21 protein-coding genes are annotated in these 16,260 nt (G+C 29.1%); 17 read left to right on the top strand and 4 right to left on the bottom strand.

The window, feature by feature from the left end:
* The first annotated feature begins 4 nt into the window (after positions 1-4).
* Genes L1S33_RS04280 through L1S33_RS04270 form a run of 3 tightly spaced genes read left to right on the top strand, consistent with a single transcriptional unit; the run spans position 5 to position 1,859 of the window.
* On the top strand, positions 5-532 hold the full coding sequence (locus L1S33_RS04280) for a hypothetical protein (protein WP_240561360.1): 528 nt from the start codon (positions 5-7) through the stop codon (positions 530-532).
* A gap of 4 nt (positions 533-536) precedes the next feature.
* The gene (locus L1S33_RS04275) at positions 537-1,049 is read left to right on the top strand and encodes a hypothetical protein (protein WP_240550822.1); all 513 of its coding nucleotides are present in this window, start codon (positions 537-539) and stop codon (positions 1,047-1,049) included.
* 6 nt (positions 1,050-1,055) lie between these two features.
* Positions 1,056-1,859, top strand: coding sequence for an AfsR/SARP family transcriptional regulator (locus tag L1S33_RS04270; RefSeq protein ID WP_240561359.1), 804 nt, complete (start codon positions 1,056-1,058; stop codon positions 1,857-1,859).
* A 6-nt stretch (positions 1,860-1,865) separates the two neighbouring features.
* Here the strand turns inward: L1S33_RS04270 and L1S33_RS04265 are convergent, their stop codons facing one another.
* Positions 1,866-2,093, bottom strand: a complete 228-nt coding sequence (locus L1S33_RS04265; RefSeq protein WP_240561358.1) for a helix-turn-helix domain-containing protein — start codon at positions 2,091-2,093, stop codon at positions 1,866-1,868.
* Positions 2,094-2,524: 431 nt separating this feature from the next.
* On the opposite strand from L1S33_RS04265, the gene L1S33_RS04260 reads away from it, so the two are divergent.
* From L1S33_RS04260 to L1S33_RS04240, 5 genes are all read left to right on the top strand, one after another.
* Entirely contained in the window at positions 2,525-2,836 is a 312-nt protein-coding gene (locus L1S33_RS04260) for a hypothetical protein (RefSeq protein ID WP_240561357.1), read from the top strand.
* A 65-nt stretch (positions 2,837-2,901) separates the two neighbouring features.
* Entirely contained in the window at positions 2,902-3,654 is a 753-nt protein-coding gene (locus tag L1S33_RS04255; protein ID WP_240561356.1) for a GLPGLI family protein, read from the top strand.
* A gap of 254 nt (positions 3,655-3,908) precedes the next feature.
* Positions 3,909-4,136, top strand: a complete 228-nt coding sequence (locus tag L1S33_RS04250) for a hypothetical protein (RefSeq protein ID WP_240561355.1) — start codon at positions 3,909-3,911, stop codon at positions 4,134-4,136.
* Positions 4,137-4,210: 74 nt separating this feature from the next.
* Complete coding sequence (locus L1S33_RS04245; RefSeq protein ID WP_240561354.1) at positions 4,211-4,957, top strand: GLPGLI family protein; 747 nt, start codon at positions 4,211-4,213, stop codon at positions 4,955-4,957.
* 3 nt (positions 4,958-4,960) lie between these two features.
* On the top strand, positions 4,961-7,609 hold the full coding sequence (locus L1S33_RS04240; protein WP_240561353.1) for a carboxypeptidase-like regulatory domain-containing protein: 2,649 nt from the start codon (positions 4,961-4,963) through the stop codon (positions 7,607-7,609).
* A gap of 71 nt (positions 7,610-7,680) precedes the next feature.
* On the opposite strand, the gene L1S33_RS04235 is transcribed toward L1S33_RS04240, so the two are convergent.
* Positions 7,681-8,319 carry a ribonuclease H1 domain-containing protein gene (locus L1S33_RS04235; RefSeq protein ID WP_240561352.1) on the bottom strand — a complete coding sequence of 213 codons (639 nt, stop codon included), beginning with the start codon at positions 8,317-8,319 and terminating at the stop codon, positions 7,681-7,683.
* Complete coding sequence (gene purN, locus L1S33_RS04230) at positions 8,312-8,881, bottom strand: phosphoribosylglycinamide formyltransferase (protein WP_240561351.1); 570 nt, start codon at positions 8,879-8,881, stop codon at positions 8,312-8,314. Before purN ends, L1S33_RS04235 begins: the two co-directional genes overlap by 8 nt.
* 178 nt (positions 8,882-9,059) lie before the next feature.
* Between purN and L1S33_RS04225 the strand changes: the two genes are divergently transcribed.
* The 5 genes from L1S33_RS04225 (at position 9,060) to pyk (ending at position 13,263) form a co-directional block, all read left to right on the top strand.
* Complete coding sequence (locus tag L1S33_RS04225; protein WP_004569249.1) at positions 9,060-9,296, top strand: acyl carrier protein; 237 nt, start codon at positions 9,060-9,062, stop codon at positions 9,294-9,296.
* 7 nt (positions 9,297-9,303) lie between these two features.
* Positions 9,304-10,554, top strand: a complete 1,251-nt coding sequence (gene fabF / locus L1S33_RS04220; protein ID WP_240561350.1) for a beta-ketoacyl-ACP synthase II — start codon at positions 9,304-9,306, stop codon at positions 10,552-10,554.
* A gap of 4 nt (positions 10,555-10,558) precedes the next feature.
* The gene (rnc, locus tag L1S33_RS04215; RefSeq protein WP_240550826.1) at positions 10,559-11,296 is read left to right on the top strand and encodes a ribonuclease III; all 738 of its coding nucleotides are present in this window, start codon (positions 10,559-10,561) and stop codon (positions 11,294-11,296) included.
* Between the two features lie 66 nt (positions 11,297-11,362).
* Positions 11,363-11,833, top strand: coding sequence for an IPExxxVDY family protein (locus L1S33_RS04210; RefSeq protein WP_240561349.1), 471 nt, complete (start codon positions 11,363-11,365; stop codon positions 11,831-11,833).
* Between the two features lie 2 nt (positions 11,834-11,835).
* Positions 11,836-13,263 (top strand): pyruvate kinase, encoded by a 1,428-nt coding sequence (pyk, locus tag L1S33_RS04205; protein ID WP_240561348.1) that lies wholly within the window; start codon positions 11,836-11,838, stop codon positions 13,261-13,263.
* Between the two features lie 143 nt (positions 13,264-13,406).
* On the opposite strand, the gene L1S33_RS04200 is transcribed toward pyk, so the two are convergent.
* On the bottom strand, positions 13,407-13,634 hold the full coding sequence (locus tag L1S33_RS04200) for a helix-turn-helix domain-containing protein (RefSeq protein WP_240561347.1): 228 nt from the start codon (positions 13,632-13,634) through the stop codon (positions 13,407-13,409).
* A 434-nt stretch (positions 13,635-14,068) separates the two neighbouring features.
* Here L1S33_RS04200 and L1S33_RS04195 point away from each other — a divergent pair, with 434 nt between their 5' ends.
* From L1S33_RS04195 to L1S33_RS04180, 4 genes are all read left to right on the top strand, one after another.
* On the top strand, positions 14,069-14,278 hold the full coding sequence (locus tag L1S33_RS04195) for a hypothetical protein (RefSeq protein WP_240561346.1): 210 nt from the start codon (positions 14,069-14,071) through the stop codon (positions 14,276-14,278).
* A 55-nt stretch (positions 14,279-14,333) separates the two neighbouring features.
* Entirely contained in the window at positions 14,334-15,011 is a 678-nt protein-coding gene (locus L1S33_RS04190; protein ID WP_240561345.1) for a GLPGLI family protein, read from the top strand.
* Between the two features lie 211 nt (positions 15,012-15,222).
* Complete coding sequence (locus L1S33_RS04185; RefSeq protein ID WP_240561344.1) at positions 15,223-15,426, top strand: hypothetical protein; 204 nt, start codon at positions 15,223-15,225, stop codon at positions 15,424-15,426.
* Positions 15,427-15,485: 59 nt separating this feature from the next.
* Positions 15,486-16,169 carry a GLPGLI family protein gene (locus L1S33_RS04180; RefSeq protein WP_240561343.1) on the top strand — a complete coding sequence of 228 codons (684 nt, stop codon included), beginning with the start codon at positions 15,486-15,488 and terminating at the stop codon, positions 16,167-16,169.
* The last annotated feature ends 91 nt before the right edge of the window (positions 16,170-16,260 follow it).

Genomic DNA, 16,260 nt, shown 5'->3' with positions numbered 1-16,260 from the left:
AGAAGTGAGTGGAATATTTTTAATTTTTGTAATAATTCCATTAAGCTTTTTGCTATTAATAATAGCAGGCTTAACGGAGGAAAAAGTTTTTGCATATATAGTAGCTTTTGTTTGGGGAGGAATGATTTTCTTTTTGATTATTGGCAGTTTATTAAAACCTTTTTACACTAAAAAAATATTAGATAAAGAAGATTTTTATGGTCAATATGTAATTGATAGAGACTATTTTCCAGGAAAACAAGCAGATTGGCAGTACAATAATTTTAGATTTGAAATAAAAGAAAATGATAGCATCTATTTTTATGTTACAGATAAAAATAGAATTATTAACACACATACAGGATATATTTCAACTGTAAAACCTTATCAATCTGAAAGATTAAAAATAAACACATTAAAGCCATCACACCATGTGATTAACTCAAACCCAACTATATATCGAGGAGTATGGAGTTTTATCATGGTCTTTAAATCCTCTAAATATCATAATATGTATTTTAAAAAAAGGAAATGGGAACCAATTAATAATTGAAATCATGACAAAAAAACAAGACCAAAACGCGTCTTTTATGGTGCGTTTTAACCAACAGATATATAAAGAAGATGGTGATGCAAAAGTACAATGGCGCGGAAAAATAAGCCATGTGCAAGATGGTGATGAAAAACGATTTTCAGATTTTAATGATGCACTTGTTTTTATGCAAGAAAAATTAGCAGATTTAACTATTGAAGCAACTAAAAACGAACCAACTGAAGAACGTGAAAGTATTTTGCAAAAAAGCTTTTCTATGTTTAAAACAGTAAGAAATGTTGCTCCTCAATTTTTAAAGGAAACTATTAAAAACCCTAAAAAACAATTTTCTAATATTCAAGAACAAATACAAGATCAAATTGAAAATTTAGGCGAAGAAATTAGCGAAAAAGTACACTTCGATCAATGGAAAAAAGCTTCAAGAGCAGATTATCATGAGCTTCAAACGTCTATAAGTTCATTGGCAAAAGAAATTAAAAAACTGAGTTCTAAGGTAGATAAAATCAGTAAAAAATAATTTTTTATGTCTGAATTATCCGACAAACTACAACAACTCACTACTTTTTACGAGCAAGCTCCTATCAAAATTAAAACGTTGGGACAGTTTTCGGTATGGAGAAATGAAGAAAAAATTTCTTCAAAAGAGTTTGGTCGTGATAAAACAATTCAGCTTTTACAATATTTAATTTCCAACAGACATAGACACGCACTTCACAAAGAAAAAATTATGGACAATCTTTGGGAAGATTGGAATGATCGCGATTTTAAAGTTGCCTTACACGGAATACATAAAGCTTTAGAACCCAACAGACCTTCACGTACAGAACCGCAATTTATATTGAGACAAGGCGTAAGTTATCAACTAGCAACAGATTCGGTTTGGATAGATATTGATGCTTTAGAAAAATACATTATTATTGGAAACGAAGCGCTTTCCAAAGAAAAAAAGACTGCAGAAAAAGCCTATAAAAAAGCAATTGAATTGTACCAAGGTGTCTTTTTACCGAATAGAATTTATGAAGATTGGTCTTCTGAAGAGCGTGAGAAAACGCAGCTTTTAATTTTAGGCACTTATATTACGTTGGCAGAAATTGTGTTAGATGAAAATCCATTAGAAAGTATCCGATTAGCGCAAGCTGCTTTAGCAATTGATAATACTTGGGAAGATGCATACAGATTACAAATGCGTGGTTATTTAGCAAAAGGAAACAGACCGCAAGCTATAAAAACCTACATGAAATGCGAAGTTATTCTAGAAAAAGAATACGGAATTGCACCACTTCCAGAAACCAAACAATTATTACAAGAAATTGAAGCGATTGGGTAATTTACTTTAATTGTCAAAGAAATCTTTTGGGTAAACACCTAAAGCTTGCGTAATTTTCAAAAAACGAAACATATCTAAACGTGTTTTTCCTTTTTCAATTTTTTGATACGCACTTTGCCCTAAACCAATTCGTTTAGCAAGCTCATATTGTGACAACCCCATTTTTTCTCTTTCTTCTTTAATTCTTTTTAATAAGTTACTTTCTAACTCTTCAGTAGTTTTAAATAAAAACATTAAATAGTAATTTTTGGAATAGTAATTTTTGGAATAGTAATTTTTGGAATAGTAATTTTTGGAATAGTAATTTTTTCTTTAAATCAAAGATACAAAAAAGACACTTAAATCCATATAGCTTTTTTGGCATCGTAAAAATACCATAGCCAAATAAGAATTAAAAATATTTGGAAAGCTCAAAATACTTTTTAAACTTTGGTAAACTTGAATTAATAAGAATGAGATTGCTATGAAAAAGAAAATCCTCTGCTTATAAATTTAAGAACAAAAATCTTGCAAATAAATGTTTAACTTAAAAATTAGTGCCAATGAATTGACAAAACACAAACAGAGGAAAGTGTTGCAAAAGTAATACTCCTCGTAGAAATTAAAAAACATTTTAACAAGTCTTTATAGGAAAGGCTTTAATTAACAATTTAAATTTTTACATTATGAAAAAAATACTATTAACACTAACTTTACTTTTAACATTTAATTTAAGTTTTGGGTTTGATTCAAATGAAATCGAAATTAATAATGAAAACACTCTTTTTGACTGTTTCATAGAAAATGATAGTTCAAACAATTATATATTTTTAGAATCTCTTAATACTTATGAAGAATATATTAATTGTATGGCAGTGGCTGGAGCTGCATATGATGCAGTAGTAGCCGAAGGTGCAACTGTCTATGAAGCAACTTCAGTAGTGTATGTTGTTTATAATGCTTGTCAGGCATTATTGATGGTAGCTGATGAACTTTAATAATAATTAGGTTCTCTATCAAAATTTAATAATTAACCTCTATTTTTAATTTTACATACATTATAATGAAAATTTTCATCCCTTTTTTTATAACATTATTTTTTTTTAGTAATTCTAAAAATGCTTTTTCGCAAAAGTACAAATCTTTAAAAATTACTTACAATATAGATTATCGTTCTAAACTTGATTCGAGTAAAACAAAGTCTTATAAAAAAGAAATAAGTAAATTAAACTCATTAATAATTAAGTCTTCGAAAGATATTTCATATCAATTAACAATAGAAAACCAACAATCATTATTTATTGTAAATGAATCTAAAATGAGTGAATCTAAAAACGATTTAAAAAAAATAGCAACAATAATTACAGGGACTAATGGGAGATTTTATGTAAATAGAGAAAAGGAGATTTATCTTCACGAAAAAGATTTCTTAAGTGATCTATTTTTAGTTAAAATAGAGGTTAAAAAATGGAAAATAACTGACGATTTTAAAGTTATTAATAACTTTAAATGTTATAAAGCAATTTCAGAAGATATAGTTTCTAACCCTGCTGGCATATTTAAAAAGAAAGTAACTGCTTGGTTCAGTCCTGATTTACCAAGTTTTTTTGGTCCTGCTGGATATTTTGGATTACCAGGTTTAATATTAGAACTTGATAATAGTAAAATGAATATGTATGCTTCAAAGATTGAGTTTTTAAAGTCAAAAAAAGAAAATGTGTTTATTCATAAAAAAGGCATAAATGTGACCCAAAGAGAGTTTGACAGTATTGTTAAAGAAAGTTCAAAGAGATTTCTTTCCCAAAAAAGAAGATAGAAATTAAAAATATTTTTTTAAACTTAATACAATAAGAATGAGATTGCTATATGAAAAGGAAAAATCCTCTGCTTATAAATTTAAGAACAAAAATCTTGCAAATAAATGTTTAACTTAAAAATTAGTGCCTATCAATTGACAAAAACACAAACAGAGGAAAGTGTTGCAAAAGTAATACACCTCGTAGAAATTAAAAAACATTTTAACAAGGCTTTATAATAAAGGCTTTAATTAACAATTTAAATTTTTACATTATGAAAAAAATAATTTTAGTACTAGCATTTGTATTTGCTACTGGAAGTTTAGTTAATGCGAATTCTAAAGAATTAAATAATAAAACATCGACAGAAACTGTTACTTCTTGTTTTGATATAGCATACTCTCATTCAAGAGCGTTTGCTTCATTTTACAACTTAAGTGATGAAACTAGAAGTGAAATTTTTAACAATGTATACAGTCAATGCTTGGATCAACTGTTTTAAATTGAAAAATTAATTTAACCCTATTGTAACTGTTTAAAAAAACAATGTTATGGTAGGGTATTAAAACCCATAAAATGAAATACCTTTATACAATATTAATAACTTTATTAACAATAAGTAACAGTTACTCTCAAAATGAGAACGCAAGTCATAAAATTACTTATATAGCAAGTTTAGATAATAATGGATTTAAAAAGTCTTTACAAAAAAATGATTTATCAAAAAAAAGTCAACATTTTTTAAATCAACTAACTAAAAGCAAAGGTGATATAGAATATACTCTTGTATTCAACAACAATAAATCTTTCTTTTCTAAAGATAAAAAAATGAATAATGATGGGAAAAGACAAACAAGTATAACAGAAATAATAGCAGGAAAAGGAATTTTTTATACAGAAAAAAATGAATTAATTCTACATCAAAAGGAATCTTTTGGAGAACCATTTTTAATTACATATCCTAAAACAAAATGGGAGCTAACCAAAGAGACAAAAAAAATAGGTAATTACAATTGTAATAAAGCTATTGGAATTAAAATCATAGAAAATAAAAAAGGAATAATAGAAAAAGAAATAATAGCTTGGTATACTTCTGAAATCTCTATAGGTTTTGGACCAAAAGAGTTTAGTGGTCTTCCTGGATTAATTTTAGAATTACATGAAGGAAAATTGATTTTTAAGGCTATTAAAGTTGAATTAAATTCGAAAACTAAAATTGATATTATTAAACCAATAAAAGGTGAAAAAGTAACTTTAAAAAAACATTATGAATTAATGAGAAAAGCTTCTTCAGATTATTTTAGAGAAAAGAAAGCTTTTTAAACCATGTTAAAGAAACTACTACTTGTAATTGCCTTAATTTTTAGTCTTTTTGCAAATGCCCAAAACATAAAATTAAAAGGTACAGTAAAAGATAGTTTGCAAAATCCGTTATCTTTTGCCAATGTAATTGCAAAACCAAAAGATGTAAGTCAAAACTTAACTTTTGCTATTACAGATGAAGAAGGTAGATTTTCTTTAACTTTAAAGAAAGACAACGCTTATACAATTAGCATAAGTTATTTAGGTTTTGAAGCCTTAAATTATGTTATAACTCCTAGAGAAGACACAACCAAAAACTTTGTATTAAAAGAAGCTAAAAACCAATTAGATGAAGTGGTTATAGAATTACCCATTTCTGTAAAAGGAGATACCACAACCTATAATACGGAGCACTTTGTAACAGGAGAAGAACGTAAGTTAAAAAACGTACTTAAAAAATTACCAGGTGTTGAGGTTACCAAAGATGGCGGCGTTACCGTACAAGGTAAAAAAGTAACGACCATGTTGGTAGATGGCAAAAAGTTTTTTGGCGGTGGCACAAAATTAGCGGTAGATAATATACCAGCAGATGCTATAGACAAAGTACAAGTTTTAGACAATTATAACGAAGTTGCTTTTTTAAAAAATGTTTCCGATTCTGATGAAATGGCTATGAACATTCAGCTAAAAGAAGATAAAAAACGTTTTCTTTTTGGTGATATTGAAGCAGGAAAAGGCAATAAAAATTATTATAAAACACACGCAAACTTATTTTATTATTCGCCTAAAACCAATGTTAATTTTATTGGAAACCTTAACAATACAGGTGAAAAAACATTTACATTTAAAGATTACTTAAGTTTTTCTGGTGGTGTAAATGCCGTTTTTAATGGCAATTTTAATTTTAGAGGTGGCGATTTTAGTCAATTTTTAGAAAGCAACGATTTGGTAAGCAGTCGCCAGCGTTTTGGTGCATTAAACATAACTAAAACAACTTCCGACAAATTAGACGTTTCTGGCTACGTTATTTTTTCGCACACCAATACACAAAATTTTATAGAGACGTTAAATGAATATTCTTCATTTACGGAACAAAAAACCAATGAAAACAGTCAGAAAAATGTGTTAGGTATTGGTAAATTATCTTTAGAATATGCGCCAAATGATACGGAACAATGGTATGCAAGAACTCAAATTAAAAAAACCAATAATTATAAAAATAATAGTATTATTTCTTTAGTAAATGGTGCTAACAACAGCATTTTAACAGACAATACAAATGGAGCTTGGTATATAAATCAGAATATTGAATGGCATAAAAAACAATCTGAAAAACATACATTTTCAGCAACGGCAAATTATACTTTTGACGCAAATAACCCAACCACTTTTTGGAACACTACAAATCCTATTTTACAAGGCTTAATTCCGTTTGATGATACTCAAAACGAGAACAGACTACAACAACTTAAAGAAAACAAAAAGCATCATTTACACACCGTTTTTAAAGATTTTTGGGTGTTAAATAATAGCAATCATATTTATACAACAGTTGGTAATACACATCAACAAGAAAAATTTGTGAATACAGATAGCCAAATTTTAGATAATGGTTCTCACAATAACTTTACTTCCGCAGGTTTTAACAATACAACAGTTTTTAAGCACAACGATTTTTTTGCAGGTCTTCATTATAAATTTAAAACAGGAATTTTCACTTTTAAACAGGGTGCATATTTACACAACTACAATTGGCAAGTAAACCAACAAACACAAACTGATAAAAATAAGTGGGTTGTTTTGCCTGATTTTTTGATGAAAATTGAATTCAATAAATCCAAAAAAATTCAAGTAAACTATAATTTAAAATCCAATTTTACAGACGCCTCAAAATTAGCAAATCGTTTTTATTTACAATCGTATAACTCGGTTTTTAAGGGAAATGATAATTTAGAAAACGAGTTATATCATTCCGCAAGAATTAGATACAGCCGTTTTAGTTTGTACCGTGGCTTAATGTTTAATGCAAGCGCAAATTACAGTAAAAAACTCAACGGATTTAGAAATGCGGTGGAATTTGATGGTATAAATCAATTTTTAACGATTCAATTATTGGAAAATCCGTCAGAAAATTGGGGTTTTAATTCTTCGATTAGAAAACGAATTAAAAAAATTAGATATAAAGTATCGGGTAGATATACCAATTCAAGTTATTTACAAAATGTAAATAACAGTTTTACAACCAATAAAAATGAAAACTATTCTTTTGATGTTGGTGCAGAAACCTTGTTTGATAATTTTCCAACCATAGAAGTAGGTTTTAAAAGAAGTATTGGTAATTTTACATCCAATAATTCCATGTCAAAATTTACAACCGATGAGCCTTATTTAAATGTAGATTACGACTTCTTAAAAGGCTTTATTTTTAATTTTGATTACACACATTATAACTATCAAAACAAAGTGCAAGGAATAGAAAATAGCTATGAAATTGCAAATACAACATTGTCTTATAAAAATGATGATAGCGCTTGGAGTTACAAAATAACTGCGCAAAATTTATTCAATACCACTTTTAAACAAAACAATCGATTTTCTGATTATTTGATTTCTGATACAAAAACACATATTTTACCGAGAATAATTATGTTTTCTGTTGGTTATAATTTGTAAAGGCTCAGTAGTCAGTTCACAGTAGTAGTCTATTGTTAACTGAATACTGCAACTGAGTACTGCCAACTCATTTACTTCCTACCAAAATCTGCAGGAATTTCTCCCCAAGCTTTGGTTTCCCACTTTAAAATTGGGTTTTTAAAAGAGTTTTCTTTAAGCCATTTCTCTGCACGTTTTATCAATTCTAACACCTCTTTATTAGAAGCATCAAAAACAACATTAGTTCTACATTGCTTTTTTTTAACCCAAGACATGGCAATTTTAGAATCGGAATAAATGGGTAAATCGTCTAATTTTTTCGACTTTAATAATGCTAATCCATGAACTAGTGCAAGAAACTCACCAATGTTATTAGTTCCTTTTTTAAAAGGACCTTGAATAAAAACTTGTTTTTTAGATTTGGTTAAAACACCTCTATATTCCATTTTTCCTGGATTTCCAGCACAAGCAGCATCAACAGCTAAACTTTCTAAAATTGGAGAACCGTACTTTGCTTTTTCAGCAGTAGAAAGTGTAGGTTTCTTTGTGTTTTTACCCTTGTAATCTTCATACCTTCCTTTGAAAGCTTTTTCAGCTTCATCTAAACTTATAAAAGCTTTGTATTGCGCACCTTCAAAACCATCAATTTGTGTTTTACAAACTTTCCAAGAAGTAAAAACGCCCGTTTTTTTTCCCTTCCAAACAACGTAGTATTTTTTTTTCTTACTCATGCTGTAAAATAACACTTTCTATAACCTTCGGAAAATGTATTTGTTCTAATTTATGAATGTTATTTGCAATATCTTCTGGAGAATCTTCTCTTAAAACTGACGTTTTTGCCTGAAAAATGATCGCTCCTTCGTCATAATTTTCGTTTACATAGTGAATTGTGATTCCAGTTTCTGTCTCATTATTCATTTTTACAGCTTTATGAACATTCATTCCATACATTCCTTTTCCGCCATATTTTGGCAATAATGCAGGATGAATATTTATAATTTTATTTGGAAATGCTTTAACAATCTCTGAAGGAATTCTCCAAAGAAAACCAGCTAAAATAATAAAATCTGCTTCTTGCAATAAAAAATTTAGGACAGTTTTATCTTTTCTAAAGGCATCTTTATCGAACAAAGAAGCCATTATACCAAGGCGTTCAGCCCTTTCAAACACTTTGGCATGCTCATTGTTAGACAGCACATGAGTAACTTCCGCAGTTTTATTTAACTGAAAATAATTAATAATATTTTCTGCATTAGTACCAGACCCAGAGGCAAAAATAACAATACGTTTCATTTATTTATAAGGTTGTGATGTTACTGCAAAAAAAAGAATAAATATTAACAAATGTGATTTCTATTGGATAAGATTATAATTTTATTTACTTTAGAACTCATTTTTCGAGCAAAAATTAGATTGAATTAATAAAAATAGTATTTTTGCCTCGATTTTAAATTTAAAAAATTAGAACATTATGTCAGACATTGCATCAAGAGTAAAAGCTATTATCGTAGACAAATTAGGAGTAGACGATAACGAAGTAACAACAGAAGCTAGCTTTACAAACGATTTAGGAGCAGATTCTTTAGATACTGTAGAATTAATTATGGAATTCGAAAAAGAATTTGATATTCAAATACCAGACGATCAAGCTGAGAACATCGGTACAGTTGGTCAAGCAGTAAGTTATATAGAAGAAGCAAAAAAGTAATTTTTATATGCAATTAAAACGAGTTGTAGTAACTGGACTTGGCGCATTAACGCCTATTGGTAATAATATTGAAGAATATTGGAACGCATTAGTTAACGGAGTTAGCGGTGCAGCGCCTATCACAAGATTTGATGCTGCCAAGTTCAAAACTCGTTTTGCATGTGAAATTAAAAACTTTGAAGTAACGGACTTTATTAACAGAAAGGACGCACGTAAAATGGATCCATTTACGCAATATGCAATGGTAGCTTCTGACGAAGCTATTGCAGATGCAAATTTTGATCTAGAAAAATTAAACAAATTACGCGTTGGTGTAATTTGGGGAGCAGGAATTGGTGGCTTAGAAACATTTCAAAATGAAGCTATAAATTTTGGCGCTGGAGACGGTACACCAAGATTTAACCCATTCTTTATTCCTAAAATGATTGCAGATATTGCTCCCGGAAATATTTCTATTAAAAATGGATTTATGGGACCAAATTATACTACAGTTTCTGCATGTGCATCTTCTGCTAACGCAATGATAGATGCTTTAAATTACATTCGTTTAGGTACTTGTGATGTTATTGTAACTGGTGGCTCTGAAGCTGCAGTTGTAATTTCTGGTGTTGGTGGTTTTAACGCCATGCACGCATTATCTACAAGAAACGAAAGTCCAGAAACAGCATCTAGACCTTTTGACGGATCCAGAGATGGTTTTGTTTTAGGTGAAGGAGCAGGAGCACTTGTTTTAGAAGAATACGAACATGCTAAAGCACGTGGCGCAACTATTTATGCAGAAGTTATTGGAGGCGGTATGTCTTCTGATGCACATCACATGACAGCACCACATCCAGAAGGAATTGGTGTAATTGCTGTGATGAAAAACTGTTTAGAAAATTCAGGAATTAAACCTGAAGACGTAGATCATATTAATACACATGGAACTTCTACTCCACTTGGAGATGTTGCTGAATTAAAAGCAATTTCTGAAGTGTTTGGAGAGCATGCTAAGAATATTAATATCAATTCTACCAAATCAATGACAGGTCATTTATTAGGAGCCGCAGGTGCTATTGAATCTATTGCTTCTATTTTAGCAATGAAACATGGTATTGTTCCTCCAACAATAAATCATACTACTGTTGATGAGAATATTAACCCAGAATTAAATCTTACTTTAAACAAGTCTCAAAAAAGAGACATAAAAATTGCTTTAAGTAATACTTTTGGTTTTGGAGGTCATAATGCATGTGTTGCGTTTAAAAAAATAGACTAACTATATGAATAATTTCCTTCGTAGAATAGTAAAACCTCAAAACAAAGAAGATGAGGACTTTTATTATGAAATGAAAGAATTACTCAATTTTAAACCAATAAAGCTTTTTCATTACAAAAAAGCATTTACACATCGCTCTATAAAAGAAACGGATAGTAAAGGAAATCCTATAAATTACGAACGCTTAGAGTTTTTAGGCGATTCTATGTTGGGCTCTGTAATTGCTTCTTATTTATACAAAAAAGTTCCGTCTGGAGACGAAGGTTATCTTACACAAATGCGCTCTAAAATTGTAAGTAGAGAACATTTAAATGAGCTAGGTAAAGATTTGGAACTCATTAATTTTGTAAAAAGTAACATTTCTAACGATCATATTGGAGATAATATTCATGGTAATATCTTTGAAGCATTAATTGGCGCTATTTATTTAGATAGAGGTTACAATTATTGCAATCAATTTATTTACGATAAAGTTATAGAACCTTATGTAGATATTGAGCGCTTAGAAGGAAAGATTACAAGTTACAAAGGGTTAATTATAGAATGGTGCCAAAAACAAAAGAAAAAGTACTCTTTTGACACGTACGAAGACACTGGTAATCAAAATATAAAGCACTTTAGTGTAAAGATTAGCATTGATGGTAATTTTGTAGCTAAAGGAAGAGCCACTTCTAAAAAGAAAGCTGAAGAGCAAGCTTCAAAAAGAGTATATTATGCTATGCAAGATTCTATTACAGGTTAAACAATTGCCTATAACGTTTTCGTAAGTTTTACTGTAACCTAACATAACAATGCTTAACTTTGTTTTATGCAAGTACACTCGTTAAATTTTGATGATTTTTGCGAAGATAATTACACGTTATTAGGAATTCATACTACTTTAGAAGATTATAAGTTAGCATATTTGCTTAACAAAGAACTTAAAACTACTTTTTCTAGAGCAGCTTACGATTTAGATTTTGAAGGAAAAAATAGCAACGCTTCTTTTCCTGTTTACAAATTTACAGATTCTAAATACGATTTTGATTGGTTTTTAATTTCCAACATCTTTTCCAACAATACCAATATATCTTCGGAAAATGTATTATTTACAAGTGAAACCAAAAATTATTTAATCCCAGAAAAGAAAAAAGTTGATTTCTTCTTAAAAATAACTGGGGATACAAATTATGCTGATGTACAAGATGCATTAACAAAAATAAAAACTATACCAGAAGTAATAACTTCTTACAAAATAGACCAAACAACATTAAAATCTAAAGATTCTTTAATTTTTTAACTATGCCACATAATAAAAAAACAAAAATAGTTGCAACACTAGGACCTGCAACAAATAGTAAAGAAATTTTAACGAGATTAGCCAAAGAAGGTGTAAACGTATTTCGTATTAACTTTTCACATGCTGAATATGAAAATGTTAAAAAGACTGTAAAAACCATTAGAGATATTAATGAAGAAAACGGTTACAATGTTGCCATTTTAGCAGATTTACAAGGCCCAAAACTTCGTGTGGGAGTTATGGAAGAAGGCGTTATGTTAGAAGACGGAGATACCTTTACTTTTACTACAGAAGAATGTATTGGAACCAAAGAAAAAGCTTTTATGACTTATGGTCGTTTTCCAAAAGACGTAAAAGTTGGTGAAAAAATCTTAGTAGACGACGGTAAATTATTATTTGAAGTAACTGCAACTGATAAAAAATCAGCAGTAACAACAAAAGTAATTGTAGGAGGTCCTTTAAACTCTAAAAAAGGTGTAAACTTACCAAATACAGATATTTCACTTCCTGCTTTAACAGAAAAAGATAAAAAAGATGCAATTTTTGCATTAAAACTAGAAGTAGATTGGATTGCATTATCATTTGTAAGAAATCCAGAAGATTTAAGAATGTTACGCGATTTAATTAAGCAAAATTCAGACTTTAGAGTTCCTGTAATTGCTAAAATTGAAAAACCAGAAGCAGTAGAAAATATAGACTCATTAATACCTTATTGTGATGGCTTAATGGTTGCTCGTGGAGATTTAGGTGTAGAAATACCAATGCAAGACGTACCAATTATTCAAAAAATGTTAGTGCGTAGAGCTAAGTTGGCAAGAATACCAGTAATTATTGCCACACAAATGATGGAAACAATGATCGAAAACGCTGTACCAACACGTGCAGAAGTTAACGACGTTGCCAACTCAATTATGGACGGAGCCGATGCTGTTATGCTTTCTGGAGAAACTTCTGTTGGTAAACACCCAATTAAGGTTATCCAAAAAATGACTGAAATTATTGGAAGTGTAGAGTATTCAGATTTAATTCAAGTTCCATCTGCACCACCACATATTAGAACCAATAGATTTATCACAAAATCGGTTTGTCATCATGCAGCATTAATGGCAAATGATATAGAAGCTAAAGCTATTTCAACTTTAACTAATAGTGGTTATACGGCGTTTCAAATTTCAGCTTGGAGACCAAAATCGCATGTATTAGTTTTCTCATCTGAAAAAAGAATTTTAGCCCGTTTAAACTTACTTTGGGGTGTTAGAGCATTCTTTTATGACAAAAACGGAAGTACAGATGACACCGTAGAAGACATCAACAAAATATCAAAAGCAAAAGGCTTTGTAAAACAAGGAGATTATATGATTAACCTTACTTCTATGCCTGTTGAAGCTAAAGGAATGGTAAATACCTTACGTGTTTCAGAGATAGATTAGAAACCTGTAAAGCTGAACTTGTTTCAGCTTCTCATTTCCTTTACTTTGAGCGTTACCAAAACAAAAAAGTGCAACTGAAAATAGTTGCACTTTTTTGTTTTCGTCTGGCTTGTTTATAAAGGTTTTTTCTTACTTAAGGTTACTTAATTATCCATTAATTTAGATGGCGAAATTTCTAAAATAATTGCAATTTTAAAAAACCTAAACATATCTAATCTTGTACCTCCTCTTTCTATTTTATGATACGCAGTTTGACTTAAACCTATTTTACGAGCAAGATCATATTGCGTTAAACCTTTCTCTTCTCTTTCTTTTCTAATACGTTGCAGTAATTTAGTTTTTAAAACTTCTGCTGGGTTTATGTACTCCATTAATAGTAATTTTTGGGAATAGTATTTTTTTCTTCAAAACGAATATACAAATAATTAAAACATATAATACGTCCTTTTTCGCTCCGTAGTTTTACGAAGATCTTCGTAAAACTACGGAGCGAAAAAGGAATTAAGAATATTTTGAAACTCCAAAATACTTTTTAAACTTTGGAGAACTTAGATTAATAAGAATGAGATTGCTATGAAAAAAAAATCCTCTGCCTTTAAATTTCAGAAAACAAAAATCTTGTAAATAAATGTTTAACTTAAAAATAATTGCCTATGTAAATAAACAAAACTAAGCAGAGGAAGTTTTGCAAAAGTAAAGCTTTTCCTACAAGTTTCTTAAGAATTGTAAACTTGTTTACTCATATAGAATTCTAAAAGAATATTTTATCAACTAACCTTTAAATAGGTTATAAATTTTGGAAATTATGAAAAAAATAATTTTAGTATTAGTGTTTGTTTTTGCTAGTAGTAGTTTAGTAAATGCTGATAATTTAATAGAAGCTAAAAAAGATTGTTTCGTTGAAGCCTGCGAAACTGTAGCCGCTTTTGAAACATGGATGGAACTAAGTGAAGAACAAGTCGATCAAATATACGACTTAGCCTTCAGAGGATGTTCAGGAACTTTAGAAGAATAAAGAGTATATAATTAGGTAGGTTTAATCTACCTAATTATTTTAATTTTAAAAAAATATGAAAAAAATTACATACTTATTTTTCATTATTAGTTTTCAAGTTATATCACAATCTGGCATAATAACTTATAATGCAAAAGTAGATTTTGAACAAACAAATCCTCAAGCAAAAGCTATTTCAGATGAAATAAAGTTAATGAGCTTTACACTAAAATACAATAACCTTATTTCTCATTTTAAAAAAAGCAAAAACATTCCTTTAAATAATATGATGGCTTCCTACGCATCTGTCCTTATTGAAGCTAAAAATAATTGGTTTCAAAATGCAATTAAAAAAGAATCTTTTTATAAAAAGGAAATAAAAAGTGAATCATATTTAGTAAATCATGACAGTAAAATGTCAGATTGGGTATTGACTAATAAAAGTAAAATTATAGACGGTTATACTTGTTATAAGGCAGAAAGAAAAGAATTTAACAGTAGATCTGGTAAAAACATTTTAATTACCGCCTGGTTTAGCCCTGATATTCCATACCCTTATGGCCCTATCGGAAATGGAGGTTTACCAGGTTTAATACTCCAATTAAAACGTCATAAAAGAGTTACTTATACCGTTAATAAAATTATTTTAAATCCAAAAAAAATAACTATACCTAAAATACCCAAAGGAGAAAAGGTAACTATTAAGGAAGTTATTAAAAAATCAAGGGACGCTCGAAAATATACAGTAGATTAAATAATCTATGAAAAAGAAAAATCCTCTGCTTATAAATTTAAGAACAAAAAATCTTGCAAATAAATGTTTAACTTAAAAATTAGTGCCTATCAATTGACAAAACACAAACAGAGGAAAGTGTTACAAAAGTAACATACCTCGTAGAAATTAAAAAACATTTTGACAAGTCTTTATACTAAAGACTTTAATTAACATTTTAAATTTTTACATTATGAAAAGATTAATATTAACATTCGTATTATTAGGAGCATTTACTTTTTCTGCAAATGCCGTTGAAAAGAACCTAGATAAAAAAAATTGTCACGAATATGCTTGCGTTGAAATGGGTGGATTTGAAGATGCATTTGGAGACGATTTAACTCAAGCAGATTATGAAGGAATTTATCAATTCTTTTTATCTGAATGTGAAGGTTAGAAAGATAGAAATATGAAAGGGAGATAATCTCCCTTTCTTTAAAATTTAAAGAGTTCAAAATGAAAAAAACACTTCTAATTCTATGTTTAATTACAAAAATGGTATATTCTCAAACTGGTATTGTAATTTATAAAGCAGAGTCTCTTAAAAATTATGTTAAAGATAATTTGAAAATAAAAGCTATAAGCGAAGAAATAGATATTATGACTTTTACATTATCTTACTCTAAAAAGAGTTCTTATTTTAAAAAAGAAAACAATCTCCCAAAAGACCAAAGATATTCAAAACTAGCAAGAATCTTAATACGTTCAGATTCTGATTGGTTTCAATACTCAGATGGACTTAAATCGATTGTAAACAGAGAAGTTAAAGATAAAGTATATCAGGTACAATATAAAAAAATGATTAATTGGGTATTAAAGGAGGATGCTAAAATAATTGATGGTTTTACTTGCTATAAAGCTGTTAGAACTGAATTAAATAAAAGAACTAATAAATATGTTGAAACAATTGCATGGTATACTCCTGATATACCAGTCCCATATGGTCCTCTTGGAAATGGAGGATTACCTGGACTAATACTACAATTAATACGCCCAAATTTAGTTTCTTTAACTACTAAAAAAATAACTCTTAACCCAAAAAGAATTAAAAAAACACCCAAACTAATAAATGGGGAGTTAATAACTTCAGATGAATTAGTTAAATTAATGAGGGATGCCAGAAAAGTAACTCCAGATTAAAATTAATTATGAAAAAGAAGTTGGTTTAATGAGTTTTTCCTTAAAATATAATAAAAAGCTTTTTTTCAAAAAGAAAATCATATCCCAATTA

Origin of the sequence: Tenacibaculum aquimarinum, assembly GCF_022478115.1 — a bacterium.
Classification (GTDB): Bacteria; Bacteroidota; Bacteroidia; order Flavobacteriales; family Flavobacteriaceae; genus Polaribacter; species Polaribacter aquimarinum_A.
This window is presented reverse-complemented; position numbering and strand designations above follow the sequence as displayed.

Bases quoted from the DNA above. Each gene is read 5' to 3' on its own strand.
- L1S33_RS04275 (WP_240550822.1), top strand. From the start codon at position 537: ATGACAAAAAAACAAGACCAAAACGCGTCTTTTATGGTGCGTTTTAAC.
- L1S33_RS04270 (WP_240561359.1), top strand. From the start codon at position 1,056: ATGTCTGAATTATCCGACAAACTACAACAACTCACTACTTTTTACGAG.
- L1S33_RS04265 (WP_240561358.1), bottom strand. From the start codon at position 2,093: ATGTTTTTATTTAAAACTACTGAAGAGTTAGAAAGTAACTTATTAAAA.
- L1S33_RS04260 (WP_240561357.1), top strand. From the start codon at position 2,525: ATGAAAAAAATACTATTAACACTAACTTTACTTTTAACATTTAATTTA.
- L1S33_RS04255 (WP_240561356.1), top strand. From the start codon at position 2,902: ATGAAAATTTTCATCCCTTTTTTTATAACATTATTTTTTTTTAGTAAT.
- L1S33_RS04250 (WP_240561355.1), top strand. From the start codon at position 3,909: ATGAAAAAAATAATTTTAGTACTAGCATTTGTATTTGCTACTGGAAGT.
- L1S33_RS04245 (WP_240561354.1), top strand. From the start codon at position 4,211: ATGAAATACCTTTATACAATATTAATAACTTTATTAACAATAAGTAAC.
- L1S33_RS04240 (WP_240561353.1), top strand. From the start codon at position 4,961: ATGTTAAAGAAACTACTACTTGTAATTGCCTTAATTTTTAGTCTTTTT.
- L1S33_RS04235 (WP_240561352.1), bottom strand. From the start codon at position 8,319: ATGAGTAAGAAAAAAAAATACTACGTTGTTTGGAAGGGAAAAAAAACG.
- purN (WP_240561351.1), bottom strand. From the start codon at position 8,881: ATGAAACGTATTGTTATTTTTGCCTCTGGGTCTGGTACTAATGCAGAA.
- L1S33_RS04225 (WP_004569249.1), top strand. From the start codon at position 9,060: ATGTCAGACATTGCATCAAGAGTAAAAGCTATTATCGTAGACAAATTA.
- fabF (WP_240561350.1), top strand. From the start codon at position 9,304: ATGCAATTAAAACGAGTTGTAGTAACTGGACTTGGCGCATTAACGCCT.
- rnc (WP_240550826.1), top strand. From the start codon at position 10,559: ATGAATAATTTCCTTCGTAGAATAGTAAAACCTCAAAACAAAGAAGAT.
- L1S33_RS04210 (WP_240561349.1), top strand. From the start codon at position 11,363: ATGCAAGTACACTCGTTAAATTTTGATGATTTTTGCGAAGATAATTAC.
- pyk (WP_240561348.1), top strand. From the start codon at position 11,836: ATGCCACATAATAAAAAAACAAAAATAGTTGCAACACTAGGACCTGCA.
- L1S33_RS04200 (WP_240561347.1), bottom strand. From the start codon at position 13,634: ATGGAGTACATAAACCCAGCAGAAGTTTTAAAAACTAAATTACTGCAA.
- L1S33_RS04195 (WP_240561346.1), top strand. From the start codon at position 14,069: ATGAAAAAAATAATTTTAGTATTAGTGTTTGTTTTTGCTAGTAGTAGT.
- L1S33_RS04190 (WP_240561345.1), top strand. From the start codon at position 14,334: ATGAAAAAAATTACATACTTATTTTTCATTATTAGTTTTCAAGTTATA.
- L1S33_RS04185 (WP_240561344.1), top strand. From the start codon at position 15,223: ATGAAAAGATTAATATTAACATTCGTATTATTAGGAGCATTTACTTTT.
- L1S33_RS04180 (WP_240561343.1), top strand. From the start codon at position 15,486: ATGAAAAAAACACTTCTAATTCTATGTTTAATTACAAAAATGGTATAT.